General features: G+C 62.2%; 17 protein-coding genes and 2 tRNA genes. All 19 read left to right on the forward strand.

Features of this window, described 5'->3' with window-relative positions; genetic code table 11:
• Positions 1-187: 187 nt before the first annotated feature.
• Entirely contained in the window at positions 188-682 is a 495-nt protein-coding gene (gene rimP, locus DWW12_RS00930) for a ribosome maturation factor RimP (RefSeq protein ID WP_117854561.1), read from the forward strand.
• Position 683: 1 nt separating this feature from the next.
• Complete coding sequence (gene nusA, locus DWW12_RS00935; RefSeq protein ID WP_022094169.1) at positions 684-1931, forward strand: transcription termination factor NusA; 1248 nt, start codon at positions 684-686, stop codon at positions 1929-1931.
• Positions 1932-2022: 91 nt separating this feature from the next.
• On the forward strand, positions 2023-4737 hold the full coding sequence (infB, locus tag DWW12_RS00940) for a translation initiation factor IF-2 (RefSeq protein WP_117854563.1): 2715 nt from the start codon (positions 2023-2025) through the stop codon (positions 4735-4737).
• A gap of 11 nt (positions 4738-4748) precedes the next feature.
• On the forward strand, positions 4749-5159 hold the full coding sequence (gene rbfA, locus DWW12_RS00945; RefSeq protein ID WP_117629486.1) for a 30S ribosome-binding factor RbfA: 411 nt from the start codon (positions 4749-4751) through the stop codon (positions 5157-5159).
• Positions 5152-6195: a bifunctional oligoribonuclease/PAP phosphatase NrnA gene (locus tag DWW12_RS00950; protein ID WP_099431635.1), complete on the forward strand. Its 1044-nt coding sequence runs from the start codon at positions 5152-5154 to the stop codon at positions 6193-6195. Before rbfA ends, DWW12_RS00950 begins: the two co-directional genes overlap by 8 nt.
• 15 nt (positions 6196-6210) lie before the next feature.
• A complete protein-coding gene (truB, locus tag DWW12_RS00955) occupies positions 6211-7143 on the forward strand; it encodes a tRNA pseudouridine(55) synthase TruB (protein ID WP_117854564.1) in 933 nt (310 codons plus the stop codon).
• A complete protein-coding gene (ribF, locus tag DWW12_RS00960; protein WP_233544183.1) occupies positions 7140-8147 on the forward strand; it encodes a riboflavin biosynthesis protein RibF in 1008 nt (335 codons plus the stop codon). The genes truB and ribF overlap by 4 nt, the downstream gene beginning before the upstream one ends.
• A complete protein-coding gene (gene dnaG / locus DWW12_RS00965) occupies positions 8140-10248 on the forward strand; it encodes a DNA primase (RefSeq protein WP_117854566.1) in 2109 nt (702 codons plus the stop codon). Before ribF ends, dnaG begins: the two co-directional genes overlap by 8 nt.
• Positions 10249-10357: 109 nt before the next feature.
• Positions 10358-11707, forward strand: a complete 1350-nt coding sequence (gene rpoD, locus DWW12_RS00970; protein WP_055286388.1) for an RNA polymerase sigma factor RpoD — start codon at positions 10358-10360, stop codon at positions 11705-11707.
• 369 nt (positions 11708-12076) lie between these two features.
• A tRNA-Asn gene (locus DWW12_RS00975) sits at positions 12077-12151 on the forward strand.
• A 34-nt stretch (positions 12152-12185) separates the two neighbouring features.
• Positions 12186-12260 (forward strand) — tRNA-Asn (locus DWW12_RS00980).
• Between the two features lie 194 nt (positions 12261-12454).
• Positions 12455-12811: an Asp23/Gls24 family envelope stress response protein gene (locus tag DWW12_RS00985; RefSeq protein ID WP_022093773.1), complete on the forward strand. Its 357-nt coding sequence runs from the start codon at positions 12455-12457 to the stop codon at positions 12809-12811.
• 27 nt (positions 12812-12838) lie between these two features.
• Complete coding sequence (locus DWW12_RS00990; RefSeq protein ID WP_117765715.1) at positions 12839-14500, forward strand: DAK2 domain-containing protein; 1662 nt, start codon at positions 12839-12841, stop codon at positions 14498-14500.
• Between the two features lie 9 nt (positions 14501-14509).
• On the forward strand, positions 14510-16687 hold the full coding sequence (locus tag DWW12_RS00995) for an ATP-dependent DNA helicase RecG (protein ID WP_117854567.1): 2178 nt from the start codon (positions 14510-14512) through the stop codon (positions 16685-16687).
• Positions 16684-17313, forward strand: coding sequence for a 16S rRNA (guanine(966)-N(2))-methyltransferase RsmD (rsmD, locus tag DWW12_RS01000; RefSeq protein ID WP_117786774.1), 630 nt, complete (start codon positions 16684-16686; stop codon positions 17311-17313). Before DWW12_RS00995 ends, rsmD begins: the two co-directional genes overlap by 4 nt.
• Positions 17306-17803 carry a pantetheine-phosphate adenylyltransferase gene (gene coaD, locus DWW12_RS01005; protein WP_117564151.1) on the forward strand — a complete coding sequence of 166 codons (498 nt, stop codon included), beginning with the start codon at positions 17306-17308 and terminating at the stop codon, positions 17801-17803. Before rsmD ends, coaD begins: the two co-directional genes overlap by 8 nt.
• Before the next feature lie 68 nt (positions 17804-17871).
• Positions 17872-18369 carry an ATPase gene (locus DWW12_RS01010; protein WP_040358176.1) on the forward strand — a complete coding sequence of 166 codons (498 nt, stop codon included), beginning with the start codon at positions 17872-17874 and terminating at the stop codon, positions 18367-18369.
• Positions 18369-18923 (forward strand): DUF177 domain-containing protein, encoded by a 555-nt coding sequence (locus DWW12_RS01015; RefSeq protein ID WP_117786775.1) that lies wholly within the window; start codon positions 18369-18371, stop codon positions 18921-18923. Before DWW12_RS01010 ends, DWW12_RS01015 begins: the two co-directional genes overlap by 1 nt.
• A gap of 64 nt (positions 18924-18987) precedes the next feature.
• On the forward strand, positions 18988-19167 hold the full coding sequence (gene rpmF, locus DWW12_RS01020) for a 50S ribosomal protein L32 (protein ID WP_022094017.1): 180 nt from the start codon (positions 18988-18990) through the stop codon (positions 19165-19167).
• Positions 19168-19242 lie beyond the last annotated feature (75 nt).

Raw genomic sequence — 19242 nt, forward strand, 5'->3', positions numbered from 1 at the left:
CTGCCCAAAGCGCCCGCGGTCAATTGTTCTATTCTTGTGGAGAACCTGTGCGCACGCTGACCTGCAGATTCGTACTGTGCTTGCACGTTTCCGCAGCTATTGGTATAGTTTGCTTGCAAATGAAGTTGTAATTGAAAGAAGTGGGGTTTCGGCCCCGCTTCTTTTTTGTATGGATGGAGGTGCCGCAATGGTCAAGACCAAGACCGAGCAGGCGATTATCGACGCGCTCGAGGCCGTCGCTCCCCAGTACGATGTCGACATCGTCGACGTCGAGCTCGTGGGTGCCACCAAGGCCCCCTGCGTGCGCGTGCGTATCGAGGGTGCCGAGGGTCAGAGCCTGTCGCTCAACGACGTCACGGCCAACACCAAGTGGGTCGGCGATGTGATTGAGGAGCTCGACCCCATCTCTTTGAGCTACACGCTCGAGGTGTCGAGCCCGGGCATGGCGCGCCCGCTGCGCCGTCCGCGCGACTTTGCCCGCTTTGTGGGCGAGGACTGCGAGCTCACCTCCACCGCCACCGAGGGCCGTCGTAAGTACACCGGCAAGATTGCCGTCGCGACCGAGACGAACGTGACCCTCGAGCTCGAGGACGGCGAGTCCGTTACCCTCGATTTCTCTGATGTTAAAAAGTGCAAGTTGAAGCCCACCTACGACTTCAAGCCCGCGAAGGAAGGAAAGTAAGATGGCAGCATCCGACATGATGTCCGCCCTGATGGAGCTTTGCCAGGAGAAGCACATCGACCAGCTCTACCTGATCGACCGCCTGGAGCAGTCGCTCGCCAAGAGCTACGCCGAGATCCTGCATCTTGAGTGGGGCGCCAAGGTGACCATCGACCGCACCACCGGCAAGATCTATGTCTACCGCCTGGAGCCGATCGACGATTCCATGGACGAGGAGGGCAACTTCACCGAGTTCGAGGAGATCGACGTCACCCCCAAGAACACGAGCCGCATCGCCGCCCAGCACGCCAAGGCAGAGATCAACGCCATCGTGCGCAACTCCGCCCGCGAGCAGATCTACGAGGAGTTCTCCGGCCGCATCGGTGACCTCATCAGCGGCACCGTGCTGCAGTCCACGCCCGACTTCACGATTGTCAAGATCCGCGAGGGCGTCGAGGCCGAGCTTCCGCACTTTGACCAGCGTCGTTATGAGAACGAGCGCAACGAGCGTCCGATGGGCGAGCGCTACCTGCACAATCAGCACATCAAGGCCGTGATCATCGACGTTCGCGACCCCAACTCCAACCTGCAGCCGGTTCGTGGCGAGCACAGCCGTCCGCCGATTGTCATCTCCCGTACCCACCCCGAGCTCATGCGTCGTCTGTTTGAGCAGGAGGTGCCCGAGATCTATGAGGGCACCGTCCAGATCAAGTCGATCGCCCGCGAGCCCGGCCAGCGCTCCAAGGTCGCCGTCCACTCGCTCGACGATCGCCTGGATCCCGTTGGCGCCTGCGTCGGCCCCAAGGGCAGCCGTGTTCGCGCCGTCGTGGGCGAGCTCCGTGGCGAGCGCGTCGACGTCATCCTGTGGGATGCCGATCCGGCCGTCTATGTCGCCAACGCCCTGTCGCCTGCCAAGGTCACCCGCGTCCTTATCGACGAGGAGAAGGCCTACGCCGGCGTTATCGTGCCCGACGACCAGCTGTCCCTCGCCATCGGCAAGGAGGGCCAGAACGCCCGCCTCGCCGCGCGCCTGACCGGTTGGCATATCGACATCAAGTCCGAGACCCTTGCCGCCGACATCCTCAAGAACGTTCCCGTTCACGAGGAGCCCGCCGCCGACCTGATCGGTGACGAGGAGGACGAGGACGTCCGTCGCTGCGAGTTCGTGTCCGAGGACGGCATCCAGTGCCGCAACCAGGCCCGTCCCGGCTCCCGTTTCTGCGGTGTCCACGACACCGACGCCTTCGATGATGCGGAGGACCTGATCTAGCGCGCGGTCGCGCCGGGCAGGTCCCAGCGCATACCCCACGCTCGTTCAGTCTCTAGGCACCCAAGGTGTCAGAAAGGGTAGGTGAAGTCATATGGCAAAAGTCCGTGTGTCCACCCTGGCCAAAGAGTTCGGCATGACCTCCAAGGAACTGATGGGTCATCTCGCCGAAATGAAGATTCCCGCTAAGTCCGCTTCCTCCGCTCTGGAGGACGCCTACGTCGCTATGGTCCGCAAGCAGCTCGCCTCGGTGATCGAGGCCCGCGCCCAGGAAGTCGAGGCCGCCAAGCAGGCCGAGGAGCAGGCCGCTGCCGCCGAGGAGGCAGCACGCGCTGCCGAGGCAGAGCGCGAGCGCATCGCCGCCGAGAAGGCACGCGAGGAGGAGCGCCGCCAGTTCGCCGCCGCCCAGGCTGCCGAGGAGGCCGCCCGCGCCGAGGCCGAGGCCAAGAAGAAGGCCGAGCAGGAGCGCCTTGCCCGCGAGAAGGAGGAGGCTGCCCGCGAGGCCCAGCGCCGCGCCGTTCCCGCTTCCGACTCCGGTTCGCGTTTCCGCTCTCTGCTCGACCAGATCGCCGCACAGGAGACCGTGCTCAAGGAGAAGAAGGACGCCGAGCAGAAGGCCAAGGCCGAGCGCGCTGCCGAGCGCGGCAACCGTCGTGGCGGCAACAACGACCGTCGCGGTGGCCGTCGTAACGATCGCAACGCCTCCGACAACAACTCCGAGCGCAACGCCTCCGAGAACCGCCCGCACAGCCATCGCACCAATGCCAGCAACAACGTCGCTGCCGGTATGGACTTCCCCAACCCCGACAAGCAGGGCAAGGGCAAGAAGCGCAAGGGCGGTCACAACAACGAAGAGGACCACTACAGCCGCATGGCTCGCGAGGCCGAGGAGTACAGCCGTGAGAAGGTGCTCGAGGAGGCTCGTGCCGCCGTCGAGGAGGCCTCTCGCGAGTCCACTGGTCGTCGCAAAAAGCGCAAGGAGAAGCGCGAGCGCGAGGCCGCAAAGGCTCAGGAAGAGCGCAAGATTGAGGAGGCGCTGGCCCAGGGCGTGAACCCCGAGGACCTCGACGCCATCAAGGTCTCCCAGGGCGTTACCGTCCAGGAGCTCGCCGAGGCGCTCGACGTTCCGGCCAACGACATCATCAAGCGCCTGTTCCTGCTGGGTACGCCGCTTACCATGACGCAGTCCATGTCCGACGACCTTGTCGAGCTCGTTGCCGACGACTTGGGCCGTCAGATCAAGATCATCACCCCCGAGGAGGAGAACACCTTCTCGTTCTACGACGATCCCGCCGACCTTAAGCCGCGCGCCCCGGTCGTCACCGTCATGGGTCACGTCGACCACGGCAAGACGAGCCTGCTCGACGCCATCCGTCACACCGGCGTCGCTGCCGGCGAGGCGGGCGGCATTACCCAGGCCATCGGCGCTTCGCAGGTCATGATCAACGACCGCAAGATCACCTTCATCGATACCCCCGGTCACGCCACCTTTACGGCCATGCGTGCCCGCGGCGCCAAGGTGACCGACATCGTCATCCTGATCGTGGCTGCCGACGACGGCGTCATGCCCCAGACCATCGAGTCGATCAACCACGCCAAGGCCGCCGGCGTTCCCATCGTCGTCGCCGTCAACAAGATTGATAAGCCGGGCGCCAACCCCGACCGCGTGCGCCAGGAGCTCACCGAGTACGGCATCATCCCCGAGGAGTGGGGCGGACAGAACATGTTCGTCAACATCTCGGCCAAGCAGAAGATCGGTATCGACGACCTGCTCGAGACCGTCCTGCTCCAGGCCGACGTGCTCGAGCTCAAGGCCAACCCCGATACGTTCGCTTCGGGCAACGTCCTCGAGGCTAAGCTCGACAAGGGCCGCGGCTCGGTTGCCACGGTGCTCGTGACCCGCGGTACCCTGCACGTGGGCGATACGCTGGTCGCCGGCCTTACCTACGGCCGCGTCCGCGCCATGCTCGACCCCAAGGGCAACGCCGTCACCGAGGCCGGTCCCTCCGACGCCGTCGAGATTCTGGGCCTGCAGTCCGTCCCCAACGCCGGCGATGAGTTCCGCGTGTTCGAGGACGAGCGCGAGGCTCGCGCCCTGGCCGACGAGCGTTCGCTCAAGGCCCGCATCGAGGAGCAGAGCCGCGTGAAGCATGTGACGCTCGAGAACCTCTTCGAGACCATCGCCGACGCCGAGGTCAAGGAGCTCAACCTGATCATCAAGGCCGACGTCCAGGGTTCTATCGAGGCCCTTCAGGACTCCCTCGACAAGATGGACCAGTCCGAGGTGCGCATCAACACGATCCACTCCGCCGTTGGCGCCATCAACGAGACCGACGTCGTTCTGGCCGACGCCTCCAACGCCATCATCATCGGCTTTGGCGTCCGTCCCGACGGCAAGGCCCGCTCCGCCGCCGAGCGCGAGGGCGTCGAGATCCGTTGCTACGACGTCATCTACAAGTGCCTCGAGGACCTCGACGCAGCCCGTATCGGCATGCTCAAGCCCACCGAGGTCGAGGTTTCCACGGGTACCGCGACCGTTCTGGACACCTTCAAGGTGCCCAAGGTCGGTATCGCCGCCGGTGTCCGCGTCGAAGAGGGCGAGATCGCCGCGACCGATTCCGTGCGTCTGGTGCGCGACGGCATCGTGGTCTTCAACGGCAAGATCGCCTCGATGCGTCACTACAAGGACGAGGCCAAGAGCCTCAAGAGCGGTTCCGAGGGCGGCATTGGCCTGGAGAATTTCCAGGACATCAAGCCCGGCGACCAGATCGAGGGTTACCGCATCGACCAGGTTGCCCGTACCGAGTAGGGGGTAGCGCTATGAAGCAAACGCAGGCAACCCGCCGTCTGGGCGAGCAGCTTCGCGAGAAGCTCGGTTATATCCTGCTCTTTGAGGTTTCCGATCCGCGTCTCGACCTGGTTACTTTGACCGCGGTCGAGGTCGCGGTGGACCGTTCGTTCGCGCGTGTGTTCGTGTCGTGCGATGCGAGCCGCTACGACGAGGTCATGGAGGCGCTCGCAAGCGCTAAGGGCCGTATTCGCAGCCTGTTGGCTCGCTCGCTCGATTGGCGTGTTACGCCCGAGCTCGATTTTCGCATCGATCGCTCGACCGATGAGGCCGAGCGCATCACGCGTGCGCTGGAAAACGTTCCCGCCACGCTTGCGATCGAAAAGGACGAGGACGGCTATCCGATAGCGGATGCCGCCCAGGAGGCAGCTTTAGATGACTAATTCCGCCGACCTCGCCTCGTGCGAGTCTGCAGATATTCAGCGACGCATCCTCGAGCTCATCGAGGGTGCGTCCTCCATTGCGATTTCGGGACACACTTCTCCCGATGGCGACGCCCTGGGCTCCGTGTTGGGTCTGGGCCTCTCGCTTATGAAGTTTTTCCCTAACAAGGACATTGCCCTGCTGCTGGCAGACGATGATCCGGTTCCGCGTATCTACCGCTTTATGGAAGGCTCCGATCGCCTGGTACCGGCATCTGCGTATACCGGCAATCCGGACCTGTTCATCTCGGTGGACGTGCCGGTCGTCGAGCGTCTCAATAATTCCGCCGAGGTGCTTCGTCGCTCCAAGCATGTGGTGTGCTTCGATCACCATCCGGCGCGCGAGGAGTTTGCCGAGCTCAGCCTGAGGCGCGTCGAAGCTGCAGCCTGCGCCATGATCATCGACCGCTTCTTGGACAATTGCGGCATTGTCGCACGTGATGGCGTTGCGACCTGCCTGCTGTGTGGCTTGGTTACCGATACCGGCCGTTTTCAGTACCAAAACGCCGATGCCGCCGCGTTCCATGCAGCCTCGCGTCTGGTTGCCCACGGTGCCGATCCGGCGCGTGTGGCACTCGAGGTCTACCAGAGCATGCGCGTTGAGTTTTTGCACCTCAAGTCCATCGTTATGGGCCGCATCAAGACGGTGGCCCACGGGCGCGTCGCGTATAGTTACGCGTACCAGAGTGACCTTGAGGCTTGCGGTGTCACCTCGGATGAGTGCGACGGCCTGGTCGATGTGGTTCGCTCGGTGATGGGCGTCGAAGTCTGCCTGTTCCTGAAGGGCATTGAGGGCGATACCAAGGTGCGCGGCAACCTGCGCTCCAAGGGCGACCTCAACGTGTCCGAGATCGCTGCTGCCTTTGGCGGAGGCGGACATCCCGCTGCCGCCGGTTTCTCCAACAACGGAACGATTCTCGAGACGCTCACCGTGGCACTTCCCATGCTGGCCGAACTGGTAGGGGAGGATCCCGCTTCGGTGACCGTCGAGCTTTAACTTTTTGGATGGTACATGGCTCGTCGTACGCCTTCTCAACTGAATATGCTGCTCGCCGTCGATAAGCCGGTGGGCTGCACGTCCCACGATGTGGTCTCGCAATGTCGGCGCGCCCTCCATGAGCGTCGCGTCGGCCATGCCGGCACGCTCGACCCCATGGCATCGGGTGTCATGGTGGTGGGTGTGGGCCAGGCCACCCGTCTGCTGGGCATGCTCACGCTCGATACCAAAAGCTACGTCGCCGATATCTCGTTTGGCGCCGAGACCAATACCGATGATGCGGAGGGCGAGGCGGTCCGCACGGTGGCTGTTGCCAACGAGCTCAGCGATCCTGCCTATGCCCGTGAGCGCTTGGCCTCCATGATGGGTCCGCAGATGCAGGTGCCGCCGGCGTTTTCGGCTATCTCGGTCAATGGCGTTCGCGCTTATAAGTCTGCTCGTGAGGGCAACGCGGTGGACCTACCTCCGCGCCCCGTCGAGGTCTATGCCGCCGACCTGATCGCCGTTGGCGGCGAAGGTGATACGTGTGTGTGGACCGTGGCGTTCTCGGTGAGCAAGGGTACCTATATCCGTGCGCTCGCTCGCGACTTGGGCCGCGCCTGCGAGAGCGCCGCGCACATTTCCGCGCTGCGCCGCACGGCCTCCGGTGTTGTTTCCATTGGCGCTTGTCATGCGGTCGAGGAGCTTTCTCCCGAGTCCGCGGCTGGCTTTGCCCTGGACCCCATTGCGGCTCTGGGCGCCACGCGTGTTGACTTGCCGGGCAATCTTGCCGACGACCTGCTCTGCGGCCGACGCATTCCCGTTGAGCGTGCGCTTGCCGATTTCGATACCGCGAAGCCGCCGTTTGCGTTGGTGCTCGATGGGGGACTCAAGGCGCTCGCCCGCATCGAGGGTGGCCGCTTTGTCATGGAGCACGTGTTTCCGCAGTCAATCGGCGGTGTTCGATGATGTTGTCCGCTCGCGAGCTCGCGCGTATCTTTTTCGCGGGCGAGTCGGACGAGGCTCGCATCGTTGCTGCCGATGCATTTGATGAGTGCGAGCACTTGGGTGCTGCCTCGATCGCCATTGGCGTGTTCGATGGCGTTCACCGTGGACACCGGGAACTCATCGAAGCGCTTGTCCGTGATGCCCGTGCCCATGGCTGCAAGGCGGTCGTGGTCACTTTCGATCCCGATCCGGACGTTGTGGTGAGTCCTTCGCCCGCTCAAAAATTGATGACGACGGCCGACCGTCTACATGCCTTGGCTCAGACCGGGGTCGATGCAGTGGTGGCCGTTCCCTTTACGCCTGAGGTTGCGGCACTCGACCATGTCGGTTTTCTCACACTGTTGTCACGCGTGGTCGACATTCGTTCGATTCGCGTTGGCAGCGATTTTAGGCTGGGTCGTGGCGGTGCTTCTGGTGTTGCCGAGATGCGCGTCTGGGGTTCCGAGCACGGCGTTGACGTGTATGGTCACGATCTGCTTTGCGAGTGCGGCGAGGCCATTTGCGCCACCCGCATCCGTCATGAGCTGGGACAGGGCCATGTGGAGCTGGCTGCTGAGTTGCTCGGCCGCCCGTATATGCTGCGCGGCGGTGTTATTCGCGGCCGTCACGAGGGCTCTGGCATGGGCTTTCCCACGGCAAACCTGCAGGTTCCCGACGGCATTCAGGTGCCTGCCGATGGCGTGTATGAGGGCCTGGTGCTCGTCGATGACACCGTATGGCCTGCTGCCGTTAACGTCGGCCTGCCGCCGACGTATGCCGACGATGCCGCTTCATCGCATCTCGAGGCTAACTTAATTGGTTATACGGGCGACCTGTACGGCGCTTCCGTTTCGCTGGCGTTTACGCGCTGGCTGCGTCCCTCGCGTGTGTTCGACTCGCTGGATGAGTTGATTGCGACCGTCGAGGGTAATATCGAGGATATTCGTCATAACTTGGGTGAGCAGGGGGTGAGCATCCGTGATTAGCGATGAGGAAAAAGACCAGGTACGCGCTGCGTCTGACCTGGTTGCCATCGTGCAGGAAACGGTTGAGCTCAAGCCCCGCGGCCATGAGTTTTGGGGTTGCTGCCCCTTCCATGGCGAAAAGACGCCTTCTTTCCACATTATCCCCGCCACGCAGGTGTGGCATTGCTTTGGCTGCGGCGAGGGTGGCGACGTCTTCACCTATATCATGAAGCGCGAGAACCTGAGCTTTCCCGAATCAATCCGCTATTTGGCCGATCGTGCGGGTATTGAGCTGCATGACACCGGAGATCGTCGCGAGCGCGGTACCAAGCGTGCTCGCATCTACGATCTGTGTGCCGAGACCGCCCAGTTCTACCACACCATGCTTATGCGCGGTAAGGACGGCCGTCCACGCGAGTACTTTGCCAGCCGTGGTATGGGTGGCGACGTCTGCCGCCGCTACTGCCTGGGCTTTGCACCGGGCCGCAACGCGCTGGTGTCGCACCTGTCCCAGGCGGGTTTTACCCCGCAGGAGATGATCGACGCCAACGTTGCCGTGAGCCGCGGGCGCGGGCAGCTTGCCGACCGCTTCTACGACCGCGTGATGTTCCCCATCTTTGACGAGCAGGGTCACAACATTGCCTTTGGCGGGCGCATCATGGGTGACGGCCAACCCAAGTACCTCAATACCGCCGAGACGAGTGTGTTTCATAAAAAGCGAAACCTCTATGGCTTTAATTGGGCCAAGGAGTTTATCGTCGCGCAGGATACGGCCATCGTGGTGGAGGGCTATACCGATTGCATCGCCTGCTGGGAGGCGGGGATCAAAAACGTTGTCGCCACGCTGGGCACCGCGCTCACGGAGCATCACGTCAAGACGCTCACCCGCTTTGCCAAGCGCATCGTGTATATGTTCGATGGCGACGCTGCCGGTCAAAAGGCCGCGCGCCGCGCGATTCAGTTTATCGAGCAGGATTCGATGGACCTGCGCTGCGTGGTGCTGCCCGACGGCAACGATCCCATGGAGTTTATTACGGCGCACGGTGGCCAGGAGCTGCAGGCGCGCATCGACGCGGCCGAGCCGCTCATGGACTTTGTCTACCGTTCGCTGCAGGAGTCGAGCGACATCTCCACGCCGGGCGGTCGTGCCAAGGCGCTGGAGGATGCTCTCACGCTCATCTATCCGCTTCGTGACAGCTATATGATCGATACGTACTTTATCCAGATTGCCGATCTGCTGGGTTTGGATCTGGAGACGGTTCGCGCGAGTTCGGGTCGCGTGTTTCGCGATGTCGCCAAGCGTGAGGATGCCGAGCGACGTCGTGAGCAGAACTATGAGCGCCAGCGGGCACAGGCTGAGCGGTCCGGCGGGACGGGCAGTCGGGCGTCGAGTTCTCGCGATGCCGGTCGTGACGCTTGGGCATCGGGCGCGACGCCGCCGGTGTCCGCGCCGGTCGAAGAAGAGCCGTATGACTACGTCCCGCTCGATGCCTACGGTGCCGCGCCCGTGGAGGTCGTCGACGACCTGCCGCCGATCGATGTGCCTGATGGTATGGGTGCTGTGCCTGTGACTGATGGTTCGGGCGCTCCGGCTGCGGCGGCGCCGATGGTTCTTACCGATCTTGAGCGCAAGTCCTTGGCAGGGGAGCGCGAGCTGTTGACGATGCTCACGAGCTACCCCGACCTGTTCCGCACGTATGCCGACCGTATCTGCTCCATCGAGTGGGTGGATCCGCGCCACGAGTCCATCGCGTGGGCCGTGCTGGCGACGCCGCCGGGAACCGATCCTGCAGCCTGCATGGATGCGGCGCGCTCGGTGTGTCCCGAGGCGGCAACGCTTGTGAGTGCCGGGCGCATCTCGGCGACGAGTAAGCACCCCACCGAGACGAACATCGTGTTCATGCTTGATACGCTCGAACTCTACACCATCAAGCGCCGCATGCGTGCCGCACAGGCCAAGCTGCGCCAGGACCGTTCGCTCGATGATGAGGCCCGTCGTGCGCTGACCGTGCAGGCCGCGCAGGATTCGCAGCGTCAACGCGAGCTGCAAAAGTCGATCGGCGGCGTGGCGGACCCGTTCCGTTTGATCGGTCTGGAGGCCGCAGGCACCGAACAGGCCTAGATGTTGTGGTCAACCAGCGTATTCTCGCCTATATCCAGTCCTCTTTTGGGTATAGACGCCTATGTGTGTGCTAAAGTATTGAGTCCTGTGGACTATGAAGGGAGAATCTGTGCCAAAAAAGACTGAGAGCACGGGTACTGGGCTGGAATCCTACGTTGCAAAGCTCATGGGCAACGGCTCAAACAGGACTTCGGTAACCGAGGACGAGATTCAGGTCGCCCTGAAGGATATCGATGTTTCTGACGAGCAGCTCACCGCGGTGTATTCCGCGCTGCGCAACAGCGGCATCCAGATTATCTCCGCGAGCGGTAACGACGACGCCCCCATGGACGTCGACGATGACGATAACGATACCGATACCGACGATTTCGATGACGACGACGAGCACGATTCCGGCTCGCTCGACGATCACGAGCTCAAGATGGCCCGTCAGGCCGACGCCGAGATGGGTTCTTCCAAGAGCAAGAAGAAGCGCACCGTGCGCACGTCCCGTTCACGCTCCCGCGTGCGTGGCATCGATGCCTCCACGGTGATGCTGACCGGCGATCCGGTTCGTATGTACCTCAAGGAGATCGGCAAGGTCGACCTGCTGACCGCCTCCGAAGAGGTCGATCTGGCCATGAAGATCGAGGCCGGTCTCGAGGCCACCGAGAAGCTCGAGGCCGCCGATGCCGGTGAGCTCGAGCTCACGCGTGCCGAGATGCGTCGTCTTACGCGCATTGAGAACGTCGGCCTCGAAGCCAAGCAGGCGCTCATCAGCGCAAACCTGCGTCTGGTCGTCTCCATCGCCAAGCGCTATGTCGGCCGCGGCATGCTGTTCCTTGACCTGATCCAGGAGGGCAACCTCGGTCTGATTCGCGCCGTCGAGAAGTTCGACTACCAGAAGGGCTTCAAGTTCTCCACGTACGCCACGTGGTGGATCCGTCAGGCCATTACGCGCGCTATCGCCGACCAGGCCCGTACCATCCGTATTCCCGTGCATATGGTCGAGACTATCAACAAGCTCGTCCGCGTGCAGCGCCAGCTCCTTCAGGACCTGGGTCGCGACCCGACCCCCGAGGAGATCGGTGCCGAGATGGACATGAGCGCCGACCGCGTCCGCGAGATCCAGAAGATCTCGCAGGAGCCCGTGTCGCTCGAGACCCCCATCGGCGAGGAAGAGGATTCCCAGCTGGGCGACTTCATCGAGGACTCCCAGGCTATCGTTCCGCCCGATGCTGCCAGCTTCTCCATGCTGCAGGAGCAGCTCACCCAGGTGCTCGACTCGCTTGCCGATCGTGAGCGCAAGGTTATCGAGCTGCGCTTTGGCCTTGTCGACGGGCATCCCCGCACGCTCGAGGAAGTCGGCCGCGAGTTTGGCGTCACGCGCGAGCGCATCCGCCAGATCGAGTCCAAGACCCTGGCCAAGCTTCGTCACCCGAGCCGCAGCAGCAAGCTGAAGGACTACATCGAGTCTTAGGGTTGCGGCGTTCTACCGAACGCCGTAACTGGCCGATGCTGCAAACCCGCCAGAGCGGCAATCTGCCTTTCAACTTCGGCGGCATGACCAAAAGGTCAATGCCGCCTTGTTTCAAGGCACCTTGCTCGCTCTGGCGGGTTTTCGCTGTCCGTCCTCTATCTGCGGCGTTGCTATGGCTGTCAGTTGTGCGACAGTTTGGGGGTGGTTATTGGGGACAGACTTAAATGAGTAGTCGTTGGGGACGTTCTTGAATGACTAGTCGTTTAAGAACGTCCCCAATGACTAGGTCGGAAAAAATCTCAAAAAAGTTCTTGCCCTGCGCTGATTCGTCCGTATAATAAATTTCGTTGCTTGAGAGCACGCACCTATTCCTCGGTAGCTCAATGGTAGAGCACGCGGCTGTTAACCGCGCTGTTGTAGGTTCGAGTCCTACCCGGGGAGCCAGAATTTCTCAGCCCATTCCGCTGGGCTTTTTAATTCCTCGGTAGCTCAATGGTAGAGCACGCGGCTGTTAACCGCGCTGTTGTAGGTTCGAGTCCTACCCGGGGAGCCAGGTTGTAGAACCCGTCGCTTATGCGGCGGGTTTTTTCATGCCGCGACCACTTGACTCGAACGTTGCCATATCAACATTTCGTGTCGAGGATGTAATCCCGCGACCCATCACCTCAACATGGCGCGGTCGTTGTAGAATATTGCAATGATTGCTCCCACGACATGGTGCCGTGAGCACCAGATAAGGAGATTCTTGTGTCTGAGACCATTAACGGCAGCCTGAGCGTCTCGAACGACGTTATTGCCGATATTGCCGGTTATGCCGCGATGACGTGCTATGGCGTCGTCGGTATGGCTGAGCAGCTCCAAGGCGCCGAGAGCGTGCGCCTGCTTGCCGGTCAGCGCCTCCGCAAGGGCGTGCTTGTCTCCGCCGACGAGAACGGCCTTACGGTCGATCTTCACGTCGTGCTCGAGAACGGCGTCAACATGAAGTCCGTCTGCCACAATCTTTCGAGCTCCGTTGCCTTCACCCTGCAGGAGATCGCCCAGATCGACCCCGCCAGCCTTAAGATCGGCATCCATATCGACGCGCTCAAGAGCCGTCTGAACTAGCATCCGAAAACGGAGATTCAAATACCCATGATTGCAAAGACCATTCGCACCTGTTTTCCGATCGCTGCGGCTGCCGTTTCCGACAAGGCCGAGGAGATCAACAAGCTCAACGTCTTCCCCGTACCCGATGGCGATACCGGCACCAACATGTCGCTCACGCTCGCCTCGGTGACCAAGGAGCTCTCCGCCCTTCCTGCCGACGCCGACATGGAGGCCATCGCCGGTGCCATCACCCATGGCTCCCTGATGGGTGCCCGTGGCAACTCCGGCGTCATCACCTCGCAGATTCTGCGTGGTGTGGCCGAGGGCCTTGTCTCTGCCGATGAGCCCATCACTTCCGCCAACATCGCCTATGCGTTCCGCCGAGCCGTCAAGGTTGCCTTCCAGGCAGTGCGTAAGCCCATCGAGGGTACGATCCTCACGGTGCTGCGCGACGTCTCGACCAAGGCAGACGAGTGCGAGAAGAAGAAGTTCTCGGCCGAGGACGCGCTCGACGCCATCGTCGTCGAGGCCTATCAGTCCGTCGCCCGTACGCCCGACCTGCTGCCCGTTCTGAAGGAGAACGGCGTGGTCGACTCCGGCGCCTTTGGATTTGCCATCTTCCTTGAGAACTTTGTTGCCGCCGCGCTTGGTCGCAGCACCGTTGTCGAGGATTTCTCCGCTACGTTCGATTCCGCTGGCTCTGCACGCGATGCCGCTCTTGGCCGCGTTGAGATCGAGGCCAACGACGATTGGGAGGGCTCGGAGTTCCGCTACTGCAACGAGTTCCTCTTTAAGGCCGACGCCCCGTTTGACGAGGATGAGTGCCTTAAGTTCCTGGGTTCCATGGGCGACTGTGAGCTACTCGTGGGCGCCTACCCCGATTACAAGATCCACGTGCACTCCAACACCCCCAACCTGGTGCTCGAGCACATGCTTCAGCTTGGTCAGATTTACGAGGTCTTTATCCACAACATGGAGATGGAGGCCCACGACCGTACCGCCAAGATCCACGAGGACCAGGAAAAGGCCGCCGAGCCCGCCAAGGCGCTGGGCTTTGTCGCCGTTGCCGCCGGTTCCGGCGAGGCAGACATCCTCAAGTCCCTCGGCGTCGACGTGATCGTGTCGGGTGGCCAGACCATGAACCCCTCGACTGCAGACTTGCTGGGCGCCGTTGACCAGGTCAACGCGACCTCGGTCATCATCCTGCCCAACAACGGCAACATCCGCATGGCTGCCGAGGCCGCTGCCTCAGCCTGCACCGACAAGAAGGTAGCCGTCGTTCCCACCAAGACCGTCCCGCAGGCCTTCTCCGCGCTGTTCGCGGTCCTGCCCGATTCCGAGCTCGAGGATGCCGTCGCCGCTATGGTCGACGCCATCAGCGAGGTTCGCGATGGCGAGGTCACCCGTGCCGTGCGCGATTCCAGCGCCTCCGACGGCTCGCCGATTCACTCCGGTGACGTCATGGGTATCATCGCCGGCTCCATCGACGTGGTCGGCTCCGACGTGAAGCAGGTCACGCTCGATTGCATCAACCGTATGCAGGAGGAAGAGGAGGGCGACGCGCTGACGATTCTGGCCGGCGAGGAACTGTCCGATGAGGCCTTCCAGGAGATCGTAGACGCCATTGAGGAGGCTCAGCCCGATTTGGAGATCGACGCCCATCGTGGCGAGCAGCCGCTCTATCCCGTGATCTTCTCGATCGAGTAGGCTCTGCCCATGTCCGAGCTGTGCTCCGTGCCGCGCGTCTCGGAGCGCTTTGCCCAGAGCAATGCGCTCGACGAAGATATCGCGCGACTCAAATATGTTTCAGGTAAACGTGAGGAGGCCCTTCGCCGTCTGGGAATTCGGACGGTGGGGGACCTCCTTCTCCATATCCCTCATCGTTACCTCGACTTTACTCGTTCGTGGTCCATCGAGATGGCGCCCATCGGTACCGTGTGCACTATCATCGCCACGGTCGACCGCATCGTCCAAAAGCAGCCGCGTCCGCGCATGCAGGTGACCGAGGTCTCACTCGTTGACGAGACGGGCGTGCTACAGGTCGCCTTTTTCCGCCAGCCCTGGATTGCCCAGCAGCTTAAGCAGGGCGACCGCCTGGCCGTGATGGGCAAGGTTGAGTTTGCCTACGGTTTTAAGCAGATGGCCTCGCCGCACTTTGAAAAGCTCGAGGAAGGGCGTGCCGCAGGCACTATCCTGCCGGTCCATTACGTCAGTGATGGCGTGAGCCAGGCGTGGATGCGCCGCATCGTAAGCGGCGCGCTCGAGGTCGTCGGCAATCCCTTTGATCCCATTCCGGCACGCTTACGCGTTAAGCGTCGCCTGATGAGCAATGCTCGTGCGCTTCGATCGATCCACTTTCCCTCGAGCATGGCTGAGCGCGACATCGCACGCCGGCGTCTTGCCTACGAGGAGTGTCTCTACCTGCAGCTGGCGCTGCGTCTGCGCAACGACGGCGGCCTGGTCGATGTGGTGCCCTATGCCCACACCGCGGGCGAGCACCTGGTCGCGCTCAAGCAGGCCCTGCCGTTTTCGCTGAGCGACGAGCAGGAGGCCGCGTTCCAGGATATCCTGCGCGATATGTGCGATGGCGGGCGCGTGATGAACCGCCTGCTGCTGGGCGATGTCGGTACCGGTAAGACCGCCGTTGCCGCCTGCGCGCTGGCTGTGGCTGCCGATGGCGGTACGCAGGCCTGCGTTATGGCGCCCACGGGCGTGCTGGCGCGCCAATATGCCGATAAGACCGGCCCTCTGCTCTCGCAGGCCGGCATGTCCTGGGCACTTCTGACGGGTGCCACGCCGGCCGCAGAGCGCGAGCGCATCCATGCGCAGCTGGAATCGGGCGAGCTTGACGTGCTCTTTGGCACCCATGCGGTGCTTTCGGATAACGTTGCGTTCAAGCATCTGTCGCTTGTCGTCATCGACGAGCAGCACCGGTTTGGCGTCGGCCAACGCAACGCCCTACGCGCGAAGGGCCCCGGTGCGGACCTGCTCGTTATGACGGCCACGCCTATCCCGCGCACGTTGGCGCTCTCGGTCTATGGCGACCTGGATACGAGCATCATCCGCCATCGTCCCATTCCGGGTGCCGGCGTGACGACGCGCGTCCTCACCGAGTCGAGTCGCGACCTGGCCTATGGCGCCATCCGTGAGGCGCATGAAAAGGGTCAGCAGGCCTACGTGATTTGCCCGCTCGTGGAGCCGAGTGACTCGGCCGATGAGCTGGAAGACGTGCCCGGTATTGCCCGCGACGATGAGGGCCGCGTGACGGTTCCCGTACCGCTGCACGATACGGCGACCGAGCTCGATCGCCTGCGTCTGGCGTTGCCGGGCCTTGCCATCGAGCGCCTTCACGGCCGTATGCCAGCGGGGGAGAAGGACCAGGTTATTGATGCCTTTAAGCGTGGCGAGATTGACGTGCTCGTCTCGACTACGGTGGTCGAGGTGGGCGTCGACGTGCCTAACGCCACCGTCATGGTCATCGAGAACGGCGAGCGCTTTGGTTTGGCTGCCCTGCACCAGCTGCGCGGTCGCGTGGGCCGCGGCAGTGTGTCGGGCACGTGCCTGGTCATGACGCACTCCAAGGGCAACGGCGGCGCGTCGGCAGCACAAGATCGCCTGCAATCGCTCGAAAAAACTTCGGATGGTTTTACGCTTGCCCAGATGGACCTGCGTCTGCGTCACGAGGGCGAAATCCTGGGTTACCGTCAGCACGGCGGCGTGACCTTGCGCTTTGTGGACCTGGACGCCGATGAGGACCTTATCGAATGGGCCCATTTGGACGCGGTCGAGCTCTTGCGGTATGCTTGCACCCTTGACTCCGTGGCGACGCGCCCCCTGCGCGATGCGGTCGCCATGCGATATCGACACATTTTTAAGGAGGTCAGCGGAGGATGAGAATCATCGGCGGTGAATGGCGCGGTCGCAAAATCGAAGAGCCGCGCGGTCGCGATGTTACGCGTCCGACGACCGACCGCGTGCGCGAAGCGTGCGCATCCATGGTCCTATCGGCCTTTGACTTTGATTTGGACGAGGTCCGCGTACTGGATGCCTTTGGCGGCTCCGGTGCCCTAGGCATTGAGATGCTCTCGCGGGGAGCCCGTTCGCTCACGACGTTCGAGATCGATCGGAATGCCGCGCGGCTCATTACCAAGAATATCGAGTCGCTCTGCCGTGACCGTGCGCGTTGGCGCGTGGTAACGGGCGACATGCTGGCGAGCGCCTCGCGCGGTCGTGTGCCGGGCGGCCCCTTTGATCTGGTCCTGCTCGACCCGCCCTATGCTTTTGGTGCCGAGCCGGTCGAGGAACTGCTGCAGAACCTGGCTCAGCAGGGTCTGCTTGCACCTGGCGCTTATGCCCTGTTTGAGCATGCCGCCGCCGATGCCGGCGCGCATCCGGCAGGCTTTGAGATCGTGCGCGAGAAGCGCTACGGCATTACCTCGGTCGACCTGCTTCGTTGGGTCGGCAACGGCGAGGATGATGGTATCGATAGCGACGCACCCACGGAGGACGCCCATGAATGACACTATCAACCGCGTGATTGTCCCGGGCACCTTCGATCCCATCACATTTGGCCATATCGACGTCATCCGCCGTGCCCGCCGCATCTTTCCCAGCGTGATCGTCGCTGTCGCCGAGTCGCAGGGTAAAAACGGTGTGGGCACCACGTTTATGCTGGATGAGCGCGTGGCGCTGGCTCGCGAGGCGCTCGGTGATATCGACGGCGTCGAGGTCCTGCCCTTTACCGGCCTCTTGGTCGACTTCGCTCGCGAGCAGGGGGCGGGGGCCGTGGTCAAGGGCCTGCGCGCCATGACCGACTTTGAGTACGAGCTGCAGCAGGCAGACCTCAACTATCGCTTGGATAACGAGCTTGAGTCCATCTTTGTCATGAGTGCGCCGCAGTACGGCTATATCTCGAGTTCGGTCGTTCGCCAGATCGCCTCGCTCGGCAGCGATGTATCGACGTTTGTCCCGCCCAACGTGGTCGAAGCGCTCAGACACCGCTTTTCGTGACGTTTTTTATTGCCTGGTGGCATGTGGTAAACTAGCACGATGATATGTTACCTATGAAAGGAGACCGGATGCCGGGCGAGAATTTTCCTGGCGATAGGATCGTCAGCTTGGTCGATGAGCTCGAAGGGCTGATCGAGGAAGCCAAGCCGCCTTTCGGCAAGAACGCTCAGTTCAAGGTCATCGACGCCGACGTGTTCTTCAACATCCTCGACGAGATCCGCATGAGCTATCCCGAGGAGTGGCAGAAGTCCCGCCGTATCCTTAAGGAGCGCGAGGAGCTTATGGCATCCGCCGCCGCTCAGGCCGATTCCATCATCGCCGACGCTCAGCAGCAGGCCCTCACCATTGCCGGTGAGCAGGAGATCGTCCGTCTGGCACAGCAGCAGGCCGACGACATCCGCGATCGTGCCCAGCAGTACGAGCGCGAGACGCGTTATGCTGCCGAGGACTACGCAGAGCAGGTCTTTACGCACCTGGAGGAGAACCTCAAGAGCCTGACCGGCACCGTTACCCGTTGCCGTCAGCAGCTCAACGAGGGTGCCGCCCAACAGAATGGTCAGTGGTAATGGCTGAGTTCCCGAGCGTTACCGTCGATCTTTCTGAGCAGCTCGAGTTTCCTGGTGATTCGTATCCGCTGACCGGCAAGGTTGATGTTGCCACCTACACGGTGGGCGAGAAGGAGTACCAGCTACAGGACGGCATCGACTACGACGTTGTCTTTACCAATGCCGGCACCGGTGTCTTGCTCACGGGCATGGTCCGCGCGCACGCCACCGGCGAGTGCGACCGTTGCCTGGAGCCTGCCTCGTTTGATATCGCCGGCGAGATCGAGGAGTTCTACCTCTTCGAGGAGCCCGAGGATCCCGAGACCTACGAGGTCGGCTACGAGCTCCTGGGTGAGGACCGCATCGTCGATCTGGGTGAGCCCATCAACGACGCGGTCGTCATGGACACGCCGTTTGTCGTTCTGTGCAAGCCCGATTGCCGCGGCCTGTGCCCCACTTGCGGTTGCAATCTCAACGTCGAGCAATGCGATTGCGCCGCCCAGGCAGAGGCAGAATGGGCCGCTGCCACGGAAAATCCATTTGCAGCATTGAAGAATCTCAAGCTCGATGAGTAAAACTGTGGTAGTATCGCTACTTGCGCGTAATCGCCACACTGGATAGTTCATAAGGAAGGTCACTATGCCCGTACCTAAACAAAAGCAGGGTCGTATCCGCACTCACACCCGTCGTTCCGCCAACATGAAGATCTCGGCTGCGGCTCAGTCCACGTGCCCCCGTTGCGGCGCTGTCAAGCTTCCGCACCACGTGTGCCCCAGCTGCGGTTTCTACAAGGACCGCGAGGTTATCGTTACCGAGTAACGGTATACTCTGGATGCGATGCCGTTCCAAATGGAACCACAATGGCCGGCTCAATGAGTCGGCCATTTTTGTATA

The sequence above is a fragment of the Collinsella sp. AF14-35 genome (assembly GCF_003464565.1).
GTDB lineage: Bacteria > Actinomycetota > Coriobacteriia > Coriobacteriales > Coriobacteriaceae > Collinsella.

What these genes read in the sequence shown, in the direction of transcription:
- DWW12_RS00995 (WP_117854567.1), top strand. Translation starts at nt 14,510, where the DNA reads ATGTCCGAGCTGTGCTCCGTGCCGCGCGTCTCGGAGCGCTTTGCCCAG.
- DWW12_RS01015 (WP_117786775.1), top strand. Translation starts at nt 18,369, where the DNA reads ATGGCTGAGTTCCCGAGCGTTACCGTCGATCTTTCTGAGCAGCTCGAG.
- DWW12_RS00990 (WP_117765715.1), top strand. Translation starts at nt 12,839, where the DNA reads ATGATTGCAAAGACCATTCGCACCTGTTTTCCGATCGCTGCGGCTGCC.
- nusA (WP_022094169.1), top strand. Translation starts at nt 684, where the DNA reads ATGGCAGCATCCGACATGATGTCCGCCCTGATGGAGCTTTGCCAGGAG.
- rsmD (WP_117786774.1), top strand. Translation starts at nt 16,684, where the DNA reads ATGAGAATCATCGGCGGTGAATGGCGCGGTCGCAAAATCGAAGAGCCG.
- rbfA (WP_117629486.1), top strand. Translation starts at nt 4,749, where the DNA reads ATGAAGCAAACGCAGGCAACCCGCCGTCTGGGCGAGCAGCTTCGCGAG.
- DWW12_RS00950 (WP_099431635.1), top strand. Translation starts at nt 5,152, where the DNA reads ATGACTAATTCCGCCGACCTCGCCTCGTGCGAGTCTGCAGATATTCAG.
- truB (WP_117854564.1), top strand. Translation starts at nt 6,211, where the DNA reads ATGGCTCGTCGTACGCCTTCTCAACTGAATATGCTGCTCGCCGTCGAT.
- ribF (WP_233544183.1), top strand. Translation starts at nt 7,140, where the DNA reads ATGATGTTGTCCGCTCGCGAGCTCGCGCGTATCTTTTTCGCGGGCGAG.
- DWW12_RS01010 (WP_040358176.1), top strand. Translation starts at nt 17,872, where the DNA reads ATGCCGGGCGAGAATTTTCCTGGCGATAGGATCGTCAGCTTGGTCGAT.
- rpmF (WP_022094017.1), top strand. Translation starts at nt 18,988, where the DNA reads ATGCCCGTACCTAAACAAAAGCAGGGTCGTATCCGCACTCACACCCGT.
- coaD (WP_117564151.1), top strand. Translation starts at nt 17,306, where the DNA reads ATGAATGACACTATCAACCGCGTGATTGTCCCGGGCACCTTCGATCCC.
- rimP (WP_117854561.1), top strand. Translation starts at nt 188, where the DNA reads ATGGTCAAGACCAAGACCGAGCAGGCGATTATCGACGCGCTCGAGGCC.
- infB (WP_117854563.1), top strand. Translation starts at nt 2,023, where the DNA reads ATGGCAAAAGTCCGTGTGTCCACCCTGGCCAAAGAGTTCGGCATGACC.